13 protein-coding genes are annotated in these 18,769 nt (G+C 49.8%); 5 read left to right on the top strand and 8 right to left on the bottom strand.

The window, feature by feature from the left end; translation table 11 throughout:
• Positions 1 to 79: 79 nt before the first annotated feature.
• Positions 80 to 1,051 (top strand): BtrH N-terminal domain-containing protein, encoded by a 972-nt coding sequence (locus C5S61_RS14435; protein WP_110515778.1) that lies wholly within the window; start codon positions 80 to 82, stop codon positions 1,049 to 1,051.
• Between the two features lie 418 nt (positions 1,052 to 1,469).
• Positions 1,470 to 2,921, top strand: a complete 1,452-nt coding sequence (gene gatB, locus C5S61_RS14430) for an Asp-tRNA(Asn)/Glu-tRNA(Gln) amidotransferase subunit GatB (protein WP_110515776.1) — start codon at positions 1,470 to 1,472, stop codon at positions 2,919 to 2,921.
• 64 nt (positions 2,922 to 2,985) lie between these two features.
• On the opposite strand, the gene pulA is transcribed toward gatB, so the two are convergent.
• Together pulA and C5S61_RS14420 are read right to left on the bottom strand one after the other, a co-directional pair.
• Entirely contained in the window at positions 2,986 to 5,661 is a 2,676-nt protein-coding gene (gene pulA / locus C5S61_RS14425; protein WP_110515775.1) for a pullulanase-type alpha-1,6-glucosidase, read from the bottom strand.
• A 73-nt stretch (positions 5,662 to 5,734) separates the two neighbouring features.
• Positions 5,735 to 6,481 carry a response regulator transcription factor gene (locus C5S61_RS14420; protein WP_110515773.1) on the bottom strand — a complete coding sequence of 249 codons (747 nt, stop codon included), beginning with the start codon at positions 6,479 to 6,481 and terminating at the stop codon, positions 5,735 to 5,737.
• A gap of 248 nt (positions 6,482 to 6,729) precedes the next feature.
• Here C5S61_RS14420 and C5S61_RS14415 point away from each other — a divergent pair, with 248 nt between their 5' ends.
• Positions 6,730 to 7,758: an N-acetylmuramoyl-L-alanine amidase gene (locus C5S61_RS14415; protein ID WP_110515771.1), complete on the top strand. Its 1,029-nt coding sequence runs from the start codon at positions 6,730 to 6,732 to the stop codon at positions 7,756 to 7,758.
• Between the two features lie 333 nt (positions 7,759 to 8,091).
• Here C5S61_RS14415 and C5S61_RS14405 read toward each other — a convergent pair whose 3' ends face one another.
• The 4 genes from C5S61_RS14405 to C5S61_RS14390 all read right to left on the bottom strand — a co-directional run bounded on the left by C5S61_RS14405 (position 8,092) and on the right by C5S61_RS14390 (position 14,843).
• Complete coding sequence (locus tag C5S61_RS14405) at positions 8,092 to 8,646, bottom strand: hypothetical protein (RefSeq protein WP_110515767.1); 555 nt, start codon at positions 8,644 to 8,646, stop codon at positions 8,092 to 8,094.
• 56 nt (positions 8,647 to 8,702) lie between these two features.
• The gene (locus C5S61_RS14400) at positions 8,703 to 9,344 is read right to left on the bottom strand and encodes a cyclase family protein (protein WP_164689493.1); all 642 of its coding nucleotides are present in this window, start codon (positions 9,342 to 9,344) and stop codon (positions 8,703 to 8,705) included.
• A 128-nt stretch (positions 9,345 to 9,472) separates the two neighbouring features.
• Positions 9,473 to 12,670, bottom strand: a complete 3,198-nt coding sequence (gene carB / locus C5S61_RS14395; protein ID WP_110515763.1) for a carbamoyl-phosphate synthase large subunit — start codon at positions 12,668 to 12,670, stop codon at positions 9,473 to 9,475.
• A 424-nt stretch (positions 12,671 to 13,094) separates the two neighbouring features.
• On the bottom strand, positions 13,095 to 14,843 hold the full coding sequence (locus C5S61_RS14390) for a DUF8814 domain-containing protein (RefSeq protein ID WP_110515761.1): 1,749 nt from the start codon (positions 14,841 to 14,843) through the stop codon (positions 13,095 to 13,097).
• A 231-nt stretch (positions 14,844 to 15,074) separates the two neighbouring features.
• Between C5S61_RS14390 and C5S61_RS14385 the strand changes: the two genes are divergently transcribed.
• The gene (locus C5S61_RS14385; RefSeq protein WP_110515759.1) at positions 15,075 to 15,326 is read left to right on the top strand and encodes a VOC family protein; all 252 of its coding nucleotides are present in this window, start codon (positions 15,075 to 15,077) and stop codon (positions 15,324 to 15,326) included.
• Here C5S61_RS14385 and C5S61_RS14380 read toward each other — a convergent pair.
• Together C5S61_RS14380 and C5S61_RS14375 are read right to left on the bottom strand one after the other, a co-directional pair.
• A complete protein-coding gene (locus tag C5S61_RS14380; RefSeq protein ID WP_110515757.1) occupies positions 15,286 to 16,731 on the bottom strand; it encodes a hypothetical protein in 1,446 nt (481 codons plus the stop codon). The two genes, C5S61_RS14385 and C5S61_RS14380, sit on opposite strands and share 41 nt — an antisense overlap.
• 17 nt (positions 16,732 to 16,748) lie before the next feature.
• On the bottom strand, positions 16,749 to 17,885 hold the full coding sequence (locus tag C5S61_RS14375; protein WP_110515755.1) for a DNA cytosine methyltransferase: 1,137 nt from the start codon (positions 17,883 to 17,885) through the stop codon (positions 16,749 to 16,751).
• A gap of 161 nt (positions 17,886 to 18,046) precedes the next feature.
• Between C5S61_RS14375 and C5S61_RS14370 the strand changes: the two genes are divergently transcribed.
• Positions 18,047 to 18,706, top strand: coding sequence for a VOC family protein (locus C5S61_RS14370; protein WP_205701405.1), 660 nt, complete (start codon positions 18,047 to 18,049; stop codon positions 18,704 to 18,706).
• Positions 18,707 to 18,769 lie beyond the last annotated feature (63 nt).

The raw sequence follows: 18,769 nt of genomic DNA, 5'->3' as shown, positions 1-18,769 counted from the left end.
CCCCTCTCCCACTCCGTGGGCGAGGGGTTGAGGTGAGAGGATATAAAATCAATAAATCCCAATATGTGATGAGGATTGTATGCTGGCAATTAAACCATTCAACGGCCAACACTGTGAAACAACCACCAATGGCACATTGCTCTATCAACAGGGAATTGAGCTTTCGGAGCCGCTACTATTTGGCCTCGGCGAAGGGCTTGGTTTTATTTTTTGGCATATGAAATCGATGCCAATGCCCTTTATCGGCGGTCGAGTCAAACCCGACCAACTCACCGACAACCTCGTTAAGCATCTCAACCTCTCAATTGAGCGCCAAGAAACCAGCTCGCCAAGCAAAGCATGGGCAATCATCAAAACTTGGCTTGATCAAGGCCAGGCGGTTGGCTTGAAGCTCGATTGTTTTTACCTCGAATATTTCAGCAATCCAATTCATTTTGCTGGCCATTACGCCGCAATCTATGGCTACGATCAACACAACGCCTACTTGGTCGACACCCAACAACAGGGCGGCACGGTGCAAACATCGTTGGAAAGTTTGGCTCAAGCTCGCAATGCCAAAGGCTCGATGGCCTCGAAAAATCTGGCCTATACGCTCAAACGCGGCGCTGAGTATGATTTGACGCAGGCAGTCCGCCAAGCAATCAGCAACAATGCCCAAGCCTATCTCAACCCGCCAATTACCAACGTAAGCTACAAAGGTATTCGCAAAGCCAGCGCTGCATTGCAATCATGGTTTGAAAGCTCGGCTGATATTGAGTACGATTTTTGTACCACGGCGATGCTGATGGAACGGGCTGGAACTGGCGGCTCGCTGTTTCGCAAGCTCTACCGCGATTTCTTGGCCGAAGCCAGCACAATGATCGATTCAAAACAATTACGTCAAGCTGAATCAAGCTTCGCAACAATTGCCGAAAACTGGACAGAAGTAGCAGCTTTGCTTGATCAAGCAGGCAAAGATCACGATCTGAAGCCAATTCAAGCGGCAAGCACGCTGATGAACCAGATTGCCGAGCAAGAATATCAAGCCATGCAGCAACTCGCCAGCCTGTAACTGTACTGGTTCGTTGCGTTAACCACAGAATTATCCCCTCACCCCAACCCCTCTCCCGTGCGCGGGCGAGGGGCTTTAATCGGGTGCTTTTACCGCCATGGGTGCGAAACACTGGTCAGCTCCCCCTCGCCCGCATCCAGTGGATGAGGGGTTAGCTTTCAAGGGTCGGTGTGAAGATCCCCTCACCCCAACCCCTCTCCCGTGCGCGGGCGAGGGGCTTTAATCGGGTGCTTTTACCGCCATGGGGTGCGAAACACTGGTCGGCTCCCCCTCGCCCGCGTTTTCGTGGGAGAGGGCGTTGGGGGCTGAGGGCATGCTCCTTTTCCAAATCCAATGCACCAGTCCATGCAACAGCTTGCATAATCAGCCATGATCGGGCACAATCAGCGGGAGATTGTGCTGTTGCCTCGGAGTTGCTATGAAATATACTGCCACGATTGGGCTGGAAGTTCATGCCCAAATCCTTACCAAATCAAAAATGTTCAGCGGTTGTAACGCGGCCTATGCCAGCGCTCCCGCCAATAGCTGTATCGATGAAGTCAGCATTGGCCTACCTGGAACCTTGCCAGTCGTCAATCAGGAAGCGATTCGCAAAGCAGCCTTGCTTGGGTTAGCGCTCAATTGCGAGATTCCTGAGTATTGCGAATTTTCGCGCAAATCGTATACCTACCCCGATTTGCCCAAAGCTTGGCAAATTACCATGTACGATAAGCCAATTTGTATCAACGGCGAGCTAGAAATTACCCTTGGCAATGGCGAAACCAAGCGCGTCGGCATCACCCGTGCCCACCTCGAAGAAGATACGGGTATGTTGCAACACGGCGATGAAACCCACTCGCTGGTCGATTACAACCGCTCTGGCGTGCCCTTGCTCGAAATTGTCAGCGAGCCAGATATGACCACGCCCGAAGAAGCCCGTTTGTATGCAATCAAATTGCGCCAAATTTTGGTCTTTTTGGGGGTCAATAGCGGCAACCTCGAAGAAGGCGCGTTGCGGGTCGATGCCAACGTTTCGATTCGCCCAGAAGGCCAAAAGGAATTGGGCACCAAGGTCGAGATCAAAAACATGAACTCGTTTCGCAACCTTGAGCGGGCCTTGGTCTATGAATTGGAGCGCCAAGAGAAAATCGTGCGCGAAGGCGGCACGATTGTGCAAGAAACCCGTGGTTGGGACGATGCAGCAGGCATTACGCTCAGCCAACGTTCCAAAGAGCACGCCCACGACTATCGCTACTTCCCAGAGCCAGATTTGCCGCCGCTGGAGTTGAGCCGCGAATGGGTCGCCGAGCGCCGCGCCGAGTTGCCAGAATTGCCCGATGCCAAATTTGCCCGCTACATTAGCGATTTTGGCTTATCGAAGCAGGATGCAGCCTTGCTGAGCGGCGAGCGCGAAACCGCCGATTATTTTGAAACCATCGTGGCCACTGCTGGCGCAAGCAATGCCAAACCAGTCGCCAACTGGATTACCGGCGAGTTATTCCGTTTGATCAAAGATGGCGAAGAAACGCTCAGCGACGTTGCCAAACGCGTTACGCCAGCCAACCTCACCAGTTTGATCGAGGTTGTGGCCAAGGGCGAAATTGGCAGCACAGTTGCCAAACAAGTCTTTGAAGAAATGTATCGTTCTGGCGAGGCTCCAGTAGCGATTATCAATACCAAAGGCTTACGCCAAATTAGCGATAGCAGCGTGTTGAGCCAAGCTGCCCGCGATGCAATTGCCGCCAATCCCAAGGTCGTTGCCGATTACAAGAGCGGCAAATTGCCAGCGATTAAGTTCTTGGTTGGTCAAGTGATGCGGGCAACCAAAGGCCAAGCCAACCCCCAAGTGGTCGAGGAAGCGCTCAAAACTGAGCTTGATGCACTGAACTAAGTTTGGTTAAATAATCAAGGGCAGCGCAATGGGTAAAATTCATTGCACTGCCCTTATTTTTTAATTAGCGTTGTTCAACCCAAACCACACAACTAAACCCAGGCACGCTAATGCTGCCATGGTCACGGTCAAAGCTGGCTTGCTCAAGCACCGAATCGTAGCCATTGGCTAGCAACGGGTGCAACTGCAAATCGTAATGGCCAAAACTGGCATCGCTGTAGCTCAATGGCTTGGCCGAACCATTAAAGGCCACCACAATTCGGCAGAATGGTGAATCGCTTGGTTCGCCAACCTCATCATCAAGCACCATCACCACCAAACCAACCACTTGCTCAGGCCCAGTGTTGAGAAACCAGAGTTTTTGCTTGATCAGCTCAGCACTGCTTAGCCGAAATAGCTGCGAGCTACGCCGAATTTGCAGCATGGTTTGAAAATGGGCATAGCTAAAAGCCATATCCTCGGGCGTTGGCTTGAGCGCAGGGTCAGCCAACAATGGCCCAACTGTTGACCAATGTTCGTGGTTATCTCCCGAGGGCGGCAAGCCCGAACCCCAGGTGTTTTGCTGGCCCGTCCAATCGATGCGATTAAACCAATCGCTGGAGTTGTAGCTGTTGCGATCCATCGATTTCGAGCGCAACAACTCATCGCCAGCGTGGAAAAACGGAATGCCTTGGGCTAAAGCAACCAAGCTCAAGGCCAAATTGTGCATGCGCACTCGCTCGGCCATTGGCGCTTCGATTGGCGCTTTGACTTGCACACCATCAAACAAGGTTTCGTTATCGTGCGCTGAAACATAGGCAATATGGTCATCGGGGCGCAACCCATAGGCCGCTGGCTTGCCATTAACGTACAAATAGCCGCCAAGCGTTTGTTGGCCATCACAGCTGAGCATTGGATAATCGGCCAAATTGCCAGCCAAACTCAAGCGCACCACATCGCTGATCACTGCAACTTGATAATTGCGCTCGACCAAGGCGCGCTGTTCGTAGTGATTGGGTCGATCAAGTAGGCCCGTTGCAAAGCCTTGCACTTGGAAGCCAACAAACGGGCCGCCACCCCGCGCCGCGTCGCGCAAACGGTCGCTAAATGTGCCAATGCCCGTGCCAGCCATCGCTGGTTGGGTCGCGTTCTCGCCGCGCGCACCATCGGCAACCTCGCCAAAATTCCAGCCCTCGCCATACAAATAGATCGCTTTGCCATCAACGCCATGCTCGGCAAGCGTCAGGCCATCGAGCATTTCGCGAATTGCCAGCAAATTGCGTTTAAGATGATGGCCCATCAAATCGAAGCGAAAGCCATCAACTTTATACTCAACCGCCCAGGTGCGCAGCGAATCGAGCATCAATTTTTCCATCATATGATGTTCGCTGGCAGTGTTGGCGCAGCAAGTGCTGTTGCACACATTGCCATCAGCATCCAAGCGATGGTAATAGCCAGGCACAACCCGATCAAGCACAGCACAACTGGCTTGGCCGCTCGAATGAGTGTGATTGTAAACCACATCCATCACCACCCGCAGCCCAAGCTGATTCAACGCTTGCACCATCTCGCGAAACTCAAGAATGCGCGTTGCTCCATCGGGATCGGTGCTGTACGAGCCTTCGGGCGTGGTGTAATGGCGCGGATCGTAGCCCCAGTTGAAGCCATCGCGATCGCGAATTGGATACAGATAGGCTTGCTGCTCGCTCGAATCGGCGGGCAAACTGGCCAAATACTCAAAATCAATCCGCGTGCGATCTGGCCGATGCTCCTCAATCGTAGCAATATCAAACACTGGCAACAAATGCACATGGCTCAGGCCAGCCTTGGCCAGCCGCTGAAGATGCTGCATGCCATTCGATTCCAATTGGGTGAAGGCCTTGTAGGTGCCGCGCAATTCTGCTGGAACACTTGGGTCGGTAATCGAAAAATCGCGCACATGCAGCTCGTAGAGCACAATATCGGTCGGCTTGGTTAGGCTCGGTTTGGCCAGTTTGCTCCAACCTTTGGGCTTCAAACGCTGGCTCTGCAAATCGATAAGCTGCGAATGCTGGCTATTGGTCGATAAACTCAGCGAATAGGGATCGGTCACGCTGTTGCATTCGAATTGACCAGTGCTAGGCACAAAAACATCAATTTCATAACGATAAAATTGATGTTTCCAACTTGGCTTGCCAACAACGCTCCACACCCCAGTGCCTTGATCGAACTGCATTGGGTGGCGCTGTGGCCCAGTGGTTTTGGCTGAATCTGCATACAGCAACAGCTCGACATTGCGCGCAGTTGGTGCCCACAAACGCAAGGTCGGAATTTTCTCCTGATCGAAACTTACGCCAAGCTCGCCGGTGTAATGATACAAATCATCAAGCACCCCGGGAATTTGCAAGGCAGTTGCATCGATCAAGCTCTGATCGTCGCTGTGATAGGCTTGCACCGCGACTTGCCCGCGCAGGATTTCCGCAACCAAGCCATGGTGCTCAGCAGCCAGCCGAAACACCGGCAAGCCTTGCAAATGTGGAAACGCCGCCACCAAATCGGCATCTAAGCCTTGTAGATGGCGTTCGAGCGGCAAAACCTGCCCATGCCTAATACCTTTGGCGGTTAATGCCAACGAACCATCAAGCGAATAATGTAACTCATAGCGAGCATTGGGGAGCGCATGAATATTCCATACAATCGTATCGCGACGCACCCAATACGCCCGCAGCCGATCAAGCTGCCCGACGCTGGGCTGCTCTTCAACAACAGATTGATCTAACATCTTAAACTATCCCCCATAAACTGGGAAAACTCGTATGTATAGCACATTATATGCAACAAATTGCGAAATCAGCTTAATCGTTCCAACGAGTTTGCCACTGGCCATCGGGCATATAAACCCGTCCACGGCCTTCTTCATCCCAGACGATCAACTGGCGCTCATGAAAAATAATCGTTGCCCGCGTCCGTGCCACTTTTTCATCGGTGGTATTTTCGTTCAAGCCCCAAGCTGTATAAATTTGGCCATTGATGCGGCTCACTGCCCGCGCATCGCGAAAGCCCAAGCGATGGGCAATTTGATCGTTGGTGAAGCCATGGGCGACCAAGGTCATCACCTCGCGCTCGGCTGGCTCAAGCAAATCGAGCGCCGATTGTTCATCGAGGTGGCGCACCTCTTGCACGCGGCTAGCAATATCGGGGTCGATAAAAGCGCGGCCTTGAAAGGCATCGCGCAAGAGCGGCGCAACCATCGCCGGTAGTAGATAGTTGCTTTTGCGCACATAGGCATAGTGGCTTAAAATTCCCGAACGCTGAAAATCGCGATAATAAGCATCATCATCTTGGATCGAATAAAACACAACTGGAATCCGCGGATGCTCGCGGCGAATGATGACCGCTGCTTGAATGCCATTTAATTCGCCAGCCAACGCCACATCCATCAAAATTGCTTGCGGAATATGCTGGGCACACCATTCAATTGCGTCTTCGCCGCTGCCAGCCTCGCCAATCACGCTAATTTCTTTGGTAGCATGTAAGCCAGCGACCATCGCCGCCCGCAAGGTCGGGTGATCTTCAACCACCAAGGTTTGGATTGTCTGCATCGGATAATCCTTAGCCAATTATCATCAAATATATGTCCAACCTTAATCTTTGTGTCAAGCAATTAAGTGCAAAGTCGTGTTAATCTTTTAATTATTGGGGATCGGGGATCGGGGGCCGGAAGGTTTTCTATCCATTGCGCAATAACTCGATTGCTGATTGAAAAATAGAGCACAGCGCATAGCTACCAATAGCCATTCCCCGATCCCCAACAACCAATCCCCATCTTACCCACACAAGGAACCACCCGATGAAACGCTGGTCTTTGATTATTGGCACCTTGTTCGTCGTTGGCTGTAGCGATGCTGCTATACTTGTTGAAGCGCCCAAACCTGCTGCGGTGCAGCAAATTGCGATTGCTACCACGGCTCCCACCCAGGTTGTGCCAACGGCTACGCTAGCGCCCAGCGCTACGCCTGCCCCGCCAACCCAAACCCCAGTGCCAGAACCACCACGGGTCGGGATTCAAGTGGGCCATTGGCAAACCGAAGATTTACCAGAAGATCTCGCCAAGTTCCGCACCTCAACCGGAGCATTCGTCAATGGAATTTCCGAGGTTGAGGTCAATTTACCAGTTGCCGAGCAGGTCAAAGCCTTGCTCGAAGCAGAGGGGATTACGGTTGATCTGCTGCCTGCAACCGTGCCAGTTGCCTACAAAGCAGATGCCTTTATCACGATTCATGCCGATGGCTCGACCAGTAGCAGCAGCAGAGGCTTTAAAATGGCAACGCCATGGCGCGCCTCAGAAGCCAGTTTATTGTTGCTCGATAGCCTGATCGCTGAATATGCAGCAGGCACAAACATGCCCCAAGATTCAGCAATTACGGCTAATATGCGCGGCTACTATGCTTTCAGTTGGCGGCGACATCGCAACGCGATTGCCCCAACCACTCCCGCCGTTATTGTAGAAATGGGCTTTTTGACCAACCCAACCGACCGAGCGTTTATGCTCAATCAATCAGATGTGGTAGCACAGAGCATTGCTAATGGCCTGTTGCGCTATCTCGCAGCCCACGATCGCAACGATCTCGAAGCCTTGAAAGTAATTGAATATGCGATTCAGCGCCCAAAAACTGCCGATGTGCAGGTGCATTCAGCTCCTGATAGCGGAGCACGGGTGTTGTATACAATGGAAGCAGATCAGCGCTTTATGCCATTTCGCCAGCGCGATGGTTGGTATGAGGGCTTTGTGCGTGGCAGTTCGAATGTTGTAGGCTGGGTGCAGGTCAGCGCTATGCAAGGCACAAGCGACCAACTACCACCACCAACCGATCGATAGCAGCGTTCTTTCACCCAAAATAAACCCCTCGCCTACTGAACGTGGGCGAGAGCATTCCCTCACCCCCCCAGCCCCCTCTCCCACTGAACGCGGGCGAGGGGGAGCACGCTGGTTTTCATCAATAATGCTGGGAGAACCACCGAATGAATGCCCCTCGCCCGCGCGACGGGAGAGGGGTTGGGGTGAGGGGATCTTAAAACCTAGTGCCCCTCTCCCACTGGACGCGGGCGAGGGGAGCATCCGTGTTTTCACCAAGAAATTGGGAGAGAACCACGTGATTAAAGCCCCTCTCCCGTTCGACGGGAGAGGGGTTGGGGTGAGGGAATCAATTCATTAGCTTGCTTGATTGGTGTCCGTCAGACAGAGCAACGTCCAGCGGCGTTGGCCATGATTGAACGTGGCAAAGCTGCGATCCCATGGGTTGGCGTTGAACCACGGTGCCCACGCGCCTTCAATGCGGCAAACCGTGGTTGTGGTAATTTCGCCGCCCAGCATCGCCTCAACACAGACTTTGCTCATCGTCCGGGCATCGCCATCGCTAAAGGGCGAGCTGGTGAAGGCTCCGCCGCTGACCAAGGCATGGGTCAATGCACCCTCATATTCGTAGCCACTATAAAAGGTTAGCGGCAGAGTGCTAGGAATTTCGGTGGGTAATCCCAATTCGGGCAATTCGCGATTCAGCGTGGGATGGCTGAGAAACCGATAGATCTGGAGGCTGACATCGCTGGGATTGCTGGCCAATACTTCATCGTAGGCTGAAGCATCGCTTGGCCGCACACTGCGAAAAATCACGCCCCCATTCAGATACATACCACGCAAGGCTTGCAAAACAAGCGTAATCCGTGGATCGGTTACTGGTTCAACCACAAGATCAATGGTATGCACCATGGCAAAACTCCCGATATTGCCACAAACTGGCTGTAGCAAGCTTGATTCGTCAACGATTAGCGTGGTTGAAGCACTGCCCGCGCCGGAGCGCCATCGCTACCCAAAATTTTCAAGGGCAAACAGATCAGATTATATGCACCTGGTTCAACCTCGGTCAGATTGATACCCTCTAAGATGCCAACCCGCCCGCCAAGCAAAATGCAGTGCGTTGGATTGCCAGATTCAGCTTCGAACGGCTCGATTGAAAGATAATCAATCGCAATCAAGCGCAAATCATGTTCAATCACCCAACGGGCAGCGCTACTATCGAGCGCTCGAAAATCGCGATGAAAACGCAAGGGTTCTTCTTGCCAGAAGGCCGAATTGCTGGTTTTGAGCAACAAGCGGCTACAATCGCTGGGCACATTGGCGGCGGCTAATTCCTCGCCAGTAATTGGGCCAGTGCCGGTTAATTCCACCACATAACAATCACCAATAAAGTGATCAAGCTCTAAGCTTTCAACTGCCAAATCGTTGTTGATAAAGTGCAGCGGCGCATCGACGTGCGTGCCGATGTGCACCCCAGTGTTGAGTCGCGTCACATTACAAATATCGCCTTTGTTCATATCGGCGGCGCGTTTTTGCTCAATCGGTGGGTCGCCTTCCCACACTGGCAAGGCTGGTGAAATTGGCACGCTAATATCGATCAAATTTGCCATGGTTGGCTCCTTTAACAACGAGGTATTCGCCATACCTCTTAACTAGTGTCTATTGTCTCACAAAATGCGACTAAAACAGCAGACAGCCAGCAGGTTTTGACCCACTGGCTGCAAGCACCATGCGAAACTTAATCTTGCAAGGCTCGCACGCCTAAGCCACCTTCGCGCAAGGCTTGAATCGCATCGGCGACCGCCGCCGCACTGGCCACGGTGGTGATCGAAATCACACCTTGGCGCAAGGCAGTTTGGCGAATCGCTTGTTCATCAAACAGTGAAGCGCGGCCTAGCGGCGTATTCACAATAATATCAACTTGGCCGTTGATAATATAGTCGGCTGCGTTGGGTCGGCCTTCGTTTACTTTATAAATGCTTTCAACCTTGAGGCCCTGTTCACGCAGATATTGGGCCGTGCCAGCAGTCGCAATCACTTTGAAGCCAAGCTCGCTATATTGCTTGGCAACGGGCACCAAAGCTGGTTTATCGTGGTCGTTGACGCTGACAAAAATCGCGCCGCTGGTTGGCAAGCTACGGCCACAGCCAGCTTGGGCTTTGGCAAACGCGGCCCCAAAACTATCACCACTGCCCATGGCCTCTCCAGTTGAGCGCATTTCTGGGCCTAAAGCAATTGTTGCGCCAGGGAAGCGCCGCCATGGCAACACAACTTCTTTGACATGGAAGCCGCGCAACTCAGGCGCACTGCTGATGCCTTGTTGTTTGAGGCTGACCCCAGCCATCACTTTGGCAGCCAGCGCGGCCCATGCTACGCCGCTCGCTTTGGCAACATATGGAATCGAGCGCGAAGCTCGTGGATTGACTTCGAGCACATAAATCTCGTCGTCTTTGACCGCGAACTGGACGTTCATCAAGCCAACCACACCCAAGGCGCGCGCCAATTTATCGGTAGCGATTTTGAGTTGCTCAACAACTTCGGGCTTAATCCCAACGGTTGGCATTACACACGCCGAATCGCCGGAGTGGATGCCAGCGCGTTCGATTTGCTCCATCATGCCAGCAATCACCACAGTTTCGCCATCGGCAACTGCATCAACATCAAGCTCGGTTGCATCTTCAAGAAAGCGGTCGAGCAACACGGGGTGTTCTGGCGAGGCATCGCTGTTATGGCGCAGGTAATCATCAAGCCCAGCTTGATCGTGGATAATGGCCATGCCTTGACCGCCAAGCACATACGATGGCCGCACCATGGTTGGGTAGCCGATGCGCTCAGCGATGGCCCGCGCTTCATCCCACGAGGTTGCCGAGCCATAGGGCGTTGCCCGCAAGCCACATTCGGCCAGCACCTCGCCAAATTGGCCACGATCTTCGGCGCGATCAATTGCTGCTGGCGAGGTTCCCCACAATGGCACGCCTGCCGCTTCCAAGCCTTTGGCCAATTTGAGCGGCGTTTGACCACCAAACTGCAACAGCACACCCGCTGGCTGCTCGACATCGACAATATTCAGCACATCTTCTAAGGTCAATGGCTCGAAATACAGCCGATCGGCGGTGTCATAGTCGGTTGAAACCGTTTCAGGGTTGCAATTGACCATGATTGTTTCATAGCCAAGCTCGCGCAGCGCAAACACCGCGTGGCAACAGCAATAATCAAATTCTAGCCCTTGGCCGATGCGATTTGGCCCGCCGCCCAAAATCATCACTTTGCGCCGATCGCTGGGGTTGGCTTCGCTCTCGGTTTCGTATGATGAATAAAGGTATGGCGTTTGCGCCGGAAATTCCGCCGCGCAGGTATCAACGTGATGATAGGTTGGTGCGATGCCATGGCCAAGCCGTTGTTGGCGCACCTCGGCGGCGTTCGCATTCAGCAAATAGGCCAATTGTGGGTCGCTGTAGCCGTTGCGTTTGGCTTGCAGCAATAATTCTGCTGGAATTGTGGCCAAATCGTATTGGCGCAGCTCTTTTTCAAGCGCAATCAAACTGGCCAATTGATCAAGGAACCAATAATCAATTTTGGTCAATTCATGAATCTGATCAACCGTCCAGCCAAGGTCAAAGGCGGTGCGCATAGCGAAAATCCGTTGCGGCGTTGGCGTAATCAACAGCTCGCGCAAGCGTTCTTGCGGAACCGGTTGGCTGCCATCAGCGCCCCAACCCATGCGGCCATTTTCCAGCGAGCGCAAGGCTTTTTGCAAGGCTTCGGTAAAGGTGCGGCCCATCGCCATTGCTTCGCCAACCGATTTCATGGCCGTGCCAAGCACTGGCTGCGAGCCAGGGAATTTCTCGAAGTTCCAGCGCGGAATTTTGACCACCACATAATCAAGCGCTGGCTCGAATGAAGCTGGAGTTGATTTGGTGATGTCGTTGGGCAATTCGGGCAGCGTATAACCAACCGCCAGCTTCGCGGCAATTTTGGCAATCGGAAAGCCCGTAGCTTTGGATGCCAGCGCCGATGAACGTGAAACCCGTGGATTCATCTCAATCACAATCACCCGCCCATCGTGGGGATTGATCGCGAATTGGACGTTCGATCCACCAGTTGCCACGCCGACAACTTCCATCACCGCCAAGCCCATATCGCGCAAGCGTTGGTATTCGCGGTCGGAGAGCGTCATCGCAGGCGCAACGGTAATTGAATCGCCGGTGTGCACGCCCATTGGGTCGAAGTTTTCAATCGAACAGACGACAACCCCATTGCCAGCACTGTCGCGCATCAACTCAAGCTCGTATTCCTTCCAGCCAAGCAAACTTTCTTCGATCAACAGTTCGCCAATTGGCGAAAGTTTCAAGCCCTCTTCGACGATGCGCCGAAAATCTTCAGCGTTGTAGGCGATGCCGCCGCCAGCGCCACCAAGGGTAAACGAAGGCCGAATAATCGAGGGAAAGCCAGTTGCTTTGACCAATTCGAGCGCTTCTTCGATTGAGCGAGCAATGCCAGAACGCGCCGATTGCAAGCCAATCCGATCCATGGCCTGCTTGAACAACTCGCGATCCTCCGCGGTGGCAATCGCTTCGACATTTGCGCCGAGCATTTGCACATTGTATTGATCCAACACGCCAGCGCGGTGCAAATCCATGGCCAGATTAAGCGCCGTTTGACCGCCGACGGTGGGCAGCAAGGCATCGGGACGTTCACGGGCAATAATTTCGCTGACCGTTGGCACATCCAACGGCTCAATATAGGTACGATCAGCCAACGAAGGGTCGGTCATAATCGTGGCTGGGTTCGAATTGACTAAAATAATGCGGTAGCCCTCTTCGCGCAGGGCCTTGATTGCCTGAGTCCCGCTATAATCAAACTCACATGCTTGCCCGATCACGATTGGGCCTGCGCCAAGCACCAGAATCGAGTGAATGTCGCTGCGTTTTGGCATCGGTGTCTCCATAGTGGGGGATGTACGCCCGCAAGGCACGCCGTTGGCTTGCCGCGCCCCATCCTAGCCAAGTTCGTGTGTCGGGCTAGCATTATACGATGAAATCGCATGGGGTAGTTCAATTGGCCGTTGTGCCCTCACCCCCTAGCCCCCTCTCCCACTGAACGCGGGCGAGGGGGAGCATGATTGGAGAACCAAAAAATCATCAATAAACCGAGAATACAAAAGCCCCTCTCCCGTTAGCGGGAGAGGGGTTGGGGTGAGGTGATCTTCACACCGACCCTTGAAAGCTAGCCCCCTCTCCCACTCGACGCGGGCGAGGGGGAGCATGATTGGAGAACCAAAAATCATCGATAAAACGAGAATACAAAAAGCCCCTCTCCCGCTGAACGGGAGAGGGGTTGGGGTGAGAGAACATCTAAACTTATGGTTGTTGAATGACCAATGTGTCGAGCGAGGTGGCTTGGGCGCTTGGCGGAAATTCGCCAGTGTTGCCCGCCCAGTCGCGCGCACGCGTGCGGAAGCCATAGGTGGTATGTTCTGCATCAGCGGCATTAACATCAATAATAAAGGTATCTTGCAATTCGGTCGTGGTTACCAACCAATCGACCCATTCGCCACCGTTGCGTTGCACTTGAACATCGAAACTCGCAATGCCTGTGCTATCGTCTTGGCCGTTCCAATGCACTTCGTAGCGACCCGCGCCAAGATCTTTGACATCGATGATTGTGGCGTTGGGCGCAGTGTTGTCGGAGCGTGGCAACCAAGCCATGGCATCGTAACGCACGCTTAATCCCTCTTCACCAGTCACATCGTCGAGCAGAATTTCGTTGCCGCCCTTGAAGTAATAAACACCCAGCGAATACCATTTATTCTGATTGGCCTCTTGATCGACGCGCACTTTGGTATTGCTGCCGTCGTGGGCAATCACATAGGTGGCATTCTTGGTCGCTGGCTCACCACAAGCGGGAATATAGGCCATAACCTCGTAGAAACCAGGATTGGTAATTGGTGCTTTCCAAACCCCAAGGTTATCAACTTGGCTTTGATTAGCGACGCTCTTCGTCCAGCGGTGTGCGCCGTTGAAACCACAGCGAGCATCAAACCATACGCCTTGCATTTCGCGGAAGCTATTGTCGCGGTTATCGACCAACAGCGAGCCTGCTGGCGGCAACGTAACCGGCAATGGCGTGGCGGTAACATTTGGCGTTGGCGTTGCCGCAGGGCTGCCAGCCCCAGGATCGTAGCCTTCCCACAAGAAAGTTACTTCAACCCACGCATTATCGGGAATGCCCAAATCCCAGAAGGTGCCATCGGCGATGTCGATGCCGTTGGGCAAATTCGGACGGCGGCCACGTTCGTCACGTCCGCCATTGTAGCCATCATAATAGGCTGCTTGGGCTTCGGGCAAGCCACGGGGCAAATCCTTCCACGATTGACGATTGGTCGACCAATAATCATCGCGGGTGTTCCACGGCCCCACATCCCACACTGGCACAACTTTGGAGCGGCCTTTGTAGGTTACGCGCACTTGGTATTCATAGCCACGATACGACGAGAGCGAGCGCCACGAAGGCAAGGCCACAAACTGATCGTATGGGCGAATGATATGGCCGTTGGCGGTGCGATGGCCAACTAAGCCCTCGCGAGTCGCATAAATCCGATAGGTTGGCGCTTGTGATTCGGCCAGCATTGCCACGCCATCCGACCATTCGGCAACCATGGTCACTGAGCGCGCGCGTGGTGATTCGCCATTAGCCAACAACCACATGCGATATTGAATCACACTGGTTGGGCGTTCGAGCGCCACCCGACCACCGCGCGGAGCCTCTTGCCACATTTGCCACGTGCCACTAGGATTTTTGCCGCGCACATCAAAACGCACAGCGCCACCAGTGGTTAACGTTGTATCGGTATCAATCACAACCGCAGCAACGACTTCTTCAAATTGATGCTCGGAAGAAAGATAGCTGCCTGCTTGAGGATAATCACCAACGAATGCAGGAGCGGGAGGAGCGTTGGGAGCGAGGGTGATAGTGCCACTGCCGACCAACCCATCAAAGCTGCCAGCCGTTAAATCATCAACCCAAACTTGCTCTGGACCAGCATTAATCGTTAATACTGGCATAATCAAGAGGGCAATGGCGACGGCGGCGAGCAAATAACGCCGCATAATCGACAACCTCCTACAAGTGTGAATTCCGCCCACGAACCACAGTAAGGCAAAAGCCATAAATTTATGGCAACAAACATCTCAACACGGAGATGGGGCTTGGAGGCCAATCATAGCGGGTTGATACCTTAAAGTCAATAATAATTTTCAGCTAATTATCAGGTTATTCTCAGTTTGGCCCATGATAGGCTCACATTTATGCGTAACAATCTTTATTCAGGAGCAATCACGATGATGCCTTTAGCGACATGGATTGATCATCTAGTCGTCACTGCGCCCAATCTCGCGTTTGGCGTGGCCTATATCGAAGATTTGCTGGGTGTGCCAATGCAAGCTGGCGGCCAACATCAGGCCATGGCTACCCATAATTCGGTGCTCAAACTTGGCACAAATTGCTATCTCGAAGTCATCGCGCCTTATCCGAAGCTCCTACACATTTTTATTAATAATCGTTGTCTATACGATTGCATAAGAATCCTATAACGTCTTTACACATATCGGGACAAGCTAAATTGTCATCTCCTTCTAACCAACAAAGATTGATGTTTCTATCAATGACTAAATACTTTATTAGCCATAGAAAATCTCCTGAAGGTTTCATCTCTAAAACAAGAATTAGGTTTGCTTTATCTAATTCCTGATGTCTATATCGGTACTCATATAATTGACTTATACCTTTTCTGATTTGTTCAATTATGTTATCTAATCTACAACTTTTTATTTCAAATAATAGCTTGTTTGGATATAAACAACATAAATCTATAAAATTATTAAATTTTGGCTCTAATCCATAAACTAATAATTTATCAGATATGATTTTTAATATATTTCGATGAGAAAGGTTTGATTTTTCCCTTAATATTATAGTTTGTTGATAGTCTATTTGTTTTGATTCATTATATTGAACTCGCGATTCAGTTATGTTTATTATTGGTAATGGTTTAATCGTACTATATATAGTTTCTTCTGAAATACCAGTGATGATCGATTCAAGATATTCTTGAGATAATGTGTTTCCCATATAATATTTTGACCATTCACCAGATTCTAATACATTAATACTCCATTCTTTAATAATCCTATCATCTTGATATTCAGGTATATCAAAATGATTTTTCATTTCAGATATTATCTTAGATATATGTTTATTACCTTGATTTAAATATATAATACCTGATTTTCTTGTAATTAATCCTGTATGCTGTAATATATGTAAATTTCTTAATGCATTACTATCATAATAACTGTTTTCATCATTAATTCTAAAATCAATTATTTTTTTAGCAAGATACTCTCCATCTGGCTCAAATGTACATACTGCATTTGGATTACTAAATAATTTATTCCATATTTCCGAATAGGTTAAAAAAGAGGATTCATTTCCATATTTTTCGTCAAGGTTAATTAATACAGTTAATATCAACCTTAAAGGAACTGTTTTAATATTATTTTTTATTTGGTATATTCTTTTATTAAGTGAAAGTGGTTCTATTGATATATTCCCATTTTCATGATATTTTGCACCAATTGGATTGGGATACTGAAATAATGCCAACTGTAATCTTATAAATAATTCTGGGTTTGGTTCAGTATCGCATAGTAATTTTTGAGCTATAGGATTCATTTTCCAAATCCAATAATTATCTTGTTTTTCAAGATGAGTAATGCCTAGAAAATTAGCATAAGCTCCATATTCATCTCGGTAATCAGAGGAATCTCGTTGGTTCGGAAGCCTTCTTGATATTGCTTCAAACCTTTCTATTAATAGATCTCGATCATAAATCGTTTCATTAAACTCATTAAATATGCTTGCAACTAAAATAAGCTCATCAGTCCAAGTAAAAGAACTACTGGGTATCTTATTGGTAAAAAAAGTATCTAATAACATTAATTACCTCATAATAACTATGCCTTCGAATCCTCAGTCGTCAAAAGATGCTCTTGACCAAGCTTTTTCCAAATGGTATGGCGATCTAACGGCTTTTGTTTAAAAATATTTTCACATATAAAAGATCCAATAGCCGCAGCTAAAATAGGTGGTACAGCATTACCGATCTGGCGTATAGGATGTCTAGAGGTGCCTGAAAATCCCCACCAATCAGGAAATGACTGCATTCTTGCAGATTCTCTAGGTGTAACCTCTCGTGGAAGATAGGGATGAACGTGACCCTTACCACCTCCTTTATCTGATCCCACTATAATAGTATAACTTGGACGTTGAGGATGTAATCGATTAATGCGAGTTTTAGGATCACGCTCACCAAAGACTAAGTTAGCGTATCGTTCTTTTATATCACTACCATGTTTCCTTCCTACATGATTCTTAATAAGAACGTTATCTTCAATTGTTGGTAAACCAACCAACGCATCCTTAACAGTATTAAAGGGGAGTAATAATTTTTCTGCCACTTTTGTTGATTTTGGATCATCATGCGTTACAAAAGGTATATTTTCTGAAGGAAATTCTAGACCAGAATTATTCAATACCCCAATAATTAAAACACGCGTTCTAAACTGAGGAACTCCATAATGAGCAGCATCAACTACATATTTAGTGACATTATATGAGTAGCCATTAAATGGTTCTTGAACTGCATCTAGGAAATTCTTAAATACCAATCCATTATCAATACTCAATAACCCTGGAACATTTTCAAATAAGAATACTTTGGGTCTTAATCCACGTAGTATTCTTAAATACTCCCAAACTAACTGACCTCTTGGATCATTGAGACCTTGTCTTCGTCCAAAAACACTAAAGCTTTGGCATGGAGGACCACCAGTTAATAAATCTATTTCGCCTACTTTTAGACGAGATTGTTGAATAATTTCTTCTATTGATAAATCAACTATATTTTTTTGTAAGATATAGGCATTTTTCAATCCACCCTTTTCGCCTTTTAGAGATGCATTTTTCATTTGCTTAAGAGTTTCACAACTATGAAAATCAATATCGGTACAAAAACGACTTTCAAATCCTACGGCTTCTAATCCACAATCAAGTCCTCCTCCTCCAGAAAATAAAGAAATAGATTTTAACATCTTAGTGACTCCTATTGTTCATGATGTATTATCGATAGAGTTTAGTATGCAAGTAAATAATTTTATCATACGCATATGTGTTCGTATTATATAGTATATTAAATAATAAATCAAGCAATTTTAGGTTTACTTTACAGATTTATATAAAAGGAGCAACACCCATGATGCCTTTAGCGACATGGATTGATCATCTAGTCGTCACTGCGCCCAATCTCGCGTTTGGCGTGGCCTATATCGAAGATTTGCTGGGTGTGCCAATGCAAGCTGGCGGCCAACATCAGGCCATGGCTACCCATAATTCGGTGCTCAAACTTGGCACAAATTGCTATCTCGAAGTAATTGCCCCCGACCCAAGCTTGCCTGCGCCTAATCGCCCACGCTGGTTTGAATTGGATTCGCTGCAACCAACCAGCGCTCCGCGCTTGGCAACCTGGGTCGCCCGAACAATTCTGATTCAGCCTGCGAGCGAATTGCTCAAGCACCAGTTTGGCACGGTCACGCCAATGAGCCGCGGCGATCTCACTTGGCAAATTACGATTCCCGCTGATGGCGCTTTGCCATTCGCTGGCGTTGCGCCAATGCTCATCCAATGGCACCAAGGCCAACATCCAATTCAACATTTAACCGATCAGGGTTGTCGTTTGTTGAAATTCGAGCTATACCACCCTCAAGCACGCCGCATCGAAACTATGCTCAGCCAGATTGGCATAAAGGATCAGCTTGAGTGGCACACCGCAGCCACGCCCCAATTGATCGCCACCATCGAAACCCCAAGCGGGATAAAGCAAATCAAAAATCAAAAGGCAGAAGTCAAAATGTGAGCATAGTAAAGAACATAGAGCAAAGAACATAGAACATAGGAGTTGGGGGTCAGGGGTCAGGGG

This window comes from Herpetosiphon llansteffanensis (assembly GCF_003205875.1).
GTDB lineage: Bacteria > Chloroflexota > Chloroflexia > Chloroflexales > Herpetosiphonaceae > Herpetosiphon > Herpetosiphon llansteffanensis.
Note: the sequence above shows the minus strand (reverse complement) of the source record. Positions and strands in the feature narration are given on the sequence as shown.

Excerpts from the sequence above, each read along its gene's own strand:
- gatB (WP_110515776.1), top strand. The coding sequence starts at position 1,470 with ATGAAATATACTGCCACGATTGGGCTGGAAGTTCATGCCCAAATCCTT.
- carB (WP_110515763.1), bottom strand. The coding sequence starts at position 12,670 with ATGCCAAAACGCAGCGACATTCACTCGATTCTGGTGCTTGGCGCAGGC.
- C5S61_RS14380 (WP_110515757.1), bottom strand. The coding sequence starts at position 16,731 with ATGTTATTAGATACTTTTTTTACCAATAAGATACCCAGTAGTTCTTTT.
- C5S61_RS14420 (WP_110515773.1), bottom strand. The coding sequence starts at position 6,481 with ATGCAGACAATCCAAACCTTGGTGGTTGAAGATCACCCGACCTTGCGG.
- C5S61_RS14405 (WP_110515767.1), bottom strand. The coding sequence starts at position 8,646 with ATGGTGCATACCATTGATCTTGTGGTTGAACCAGTAACCGATCCACGG.
- pulA (WP_110515775.1), bottom strand. The coding sequence starts at position 5,661 with ATGTTAGATCAATCTGTTGTTGAAGAGCAGCCCAGCGTCGGGCAGCTT.
- C5S61_RS14435 (WP_110515778.1), top strand. The coding sequence starts at position 80 with ATGCTGGCAATTAAACCATTCAACGGCCAACACTGTGAAACAACCACC.
- C5S61_RS14385 (WP_110515759.1), top strand. The coding sequence starts at position 15,075 with ATGATGCCTTTAGCGACATGGATTGATCATCTAGTCGTCACTGCGCCC.
- C5S61_RS14370 (WP_205701405.1), top strand. The coding sequence starts at position 18,047 with ATGATGCCTTTAGCGACATGGATTGATCATCTAGTCGTCACTGCGCCC.
- C5S61_RS14400 (WP_164689493.1), bottom strand. The coding sequence starts at position 9,344 with ATGGCAAATTTGATCGATATTAGCGTGCCAATTTCACCAGCCTTGCCA.
- C5S61_RS14390 (WP_110515761.1), bottom strand. The coding sequence starts at position 14,843 with ATGCGGCGTTATTTGCTCGCCGCCGTCGCCATTGCCCTCTTGATTATG.
- C5S61_RS14415 (WP_110515771.1), top strand. The coding sequence starts at position 6,730 with ATGAAACGCTGGTCTTTGATTATTGGCACCTTGTTCGTCGTTGGCTGT.
- C5S61_RS14375 (WP_110515755.1), bottom strand. The coding sequence starts at position 17,885 with ATGTTAAAATCTATTTCTTTATTTTCTGGAGGAGGAGGACTTGATTGT.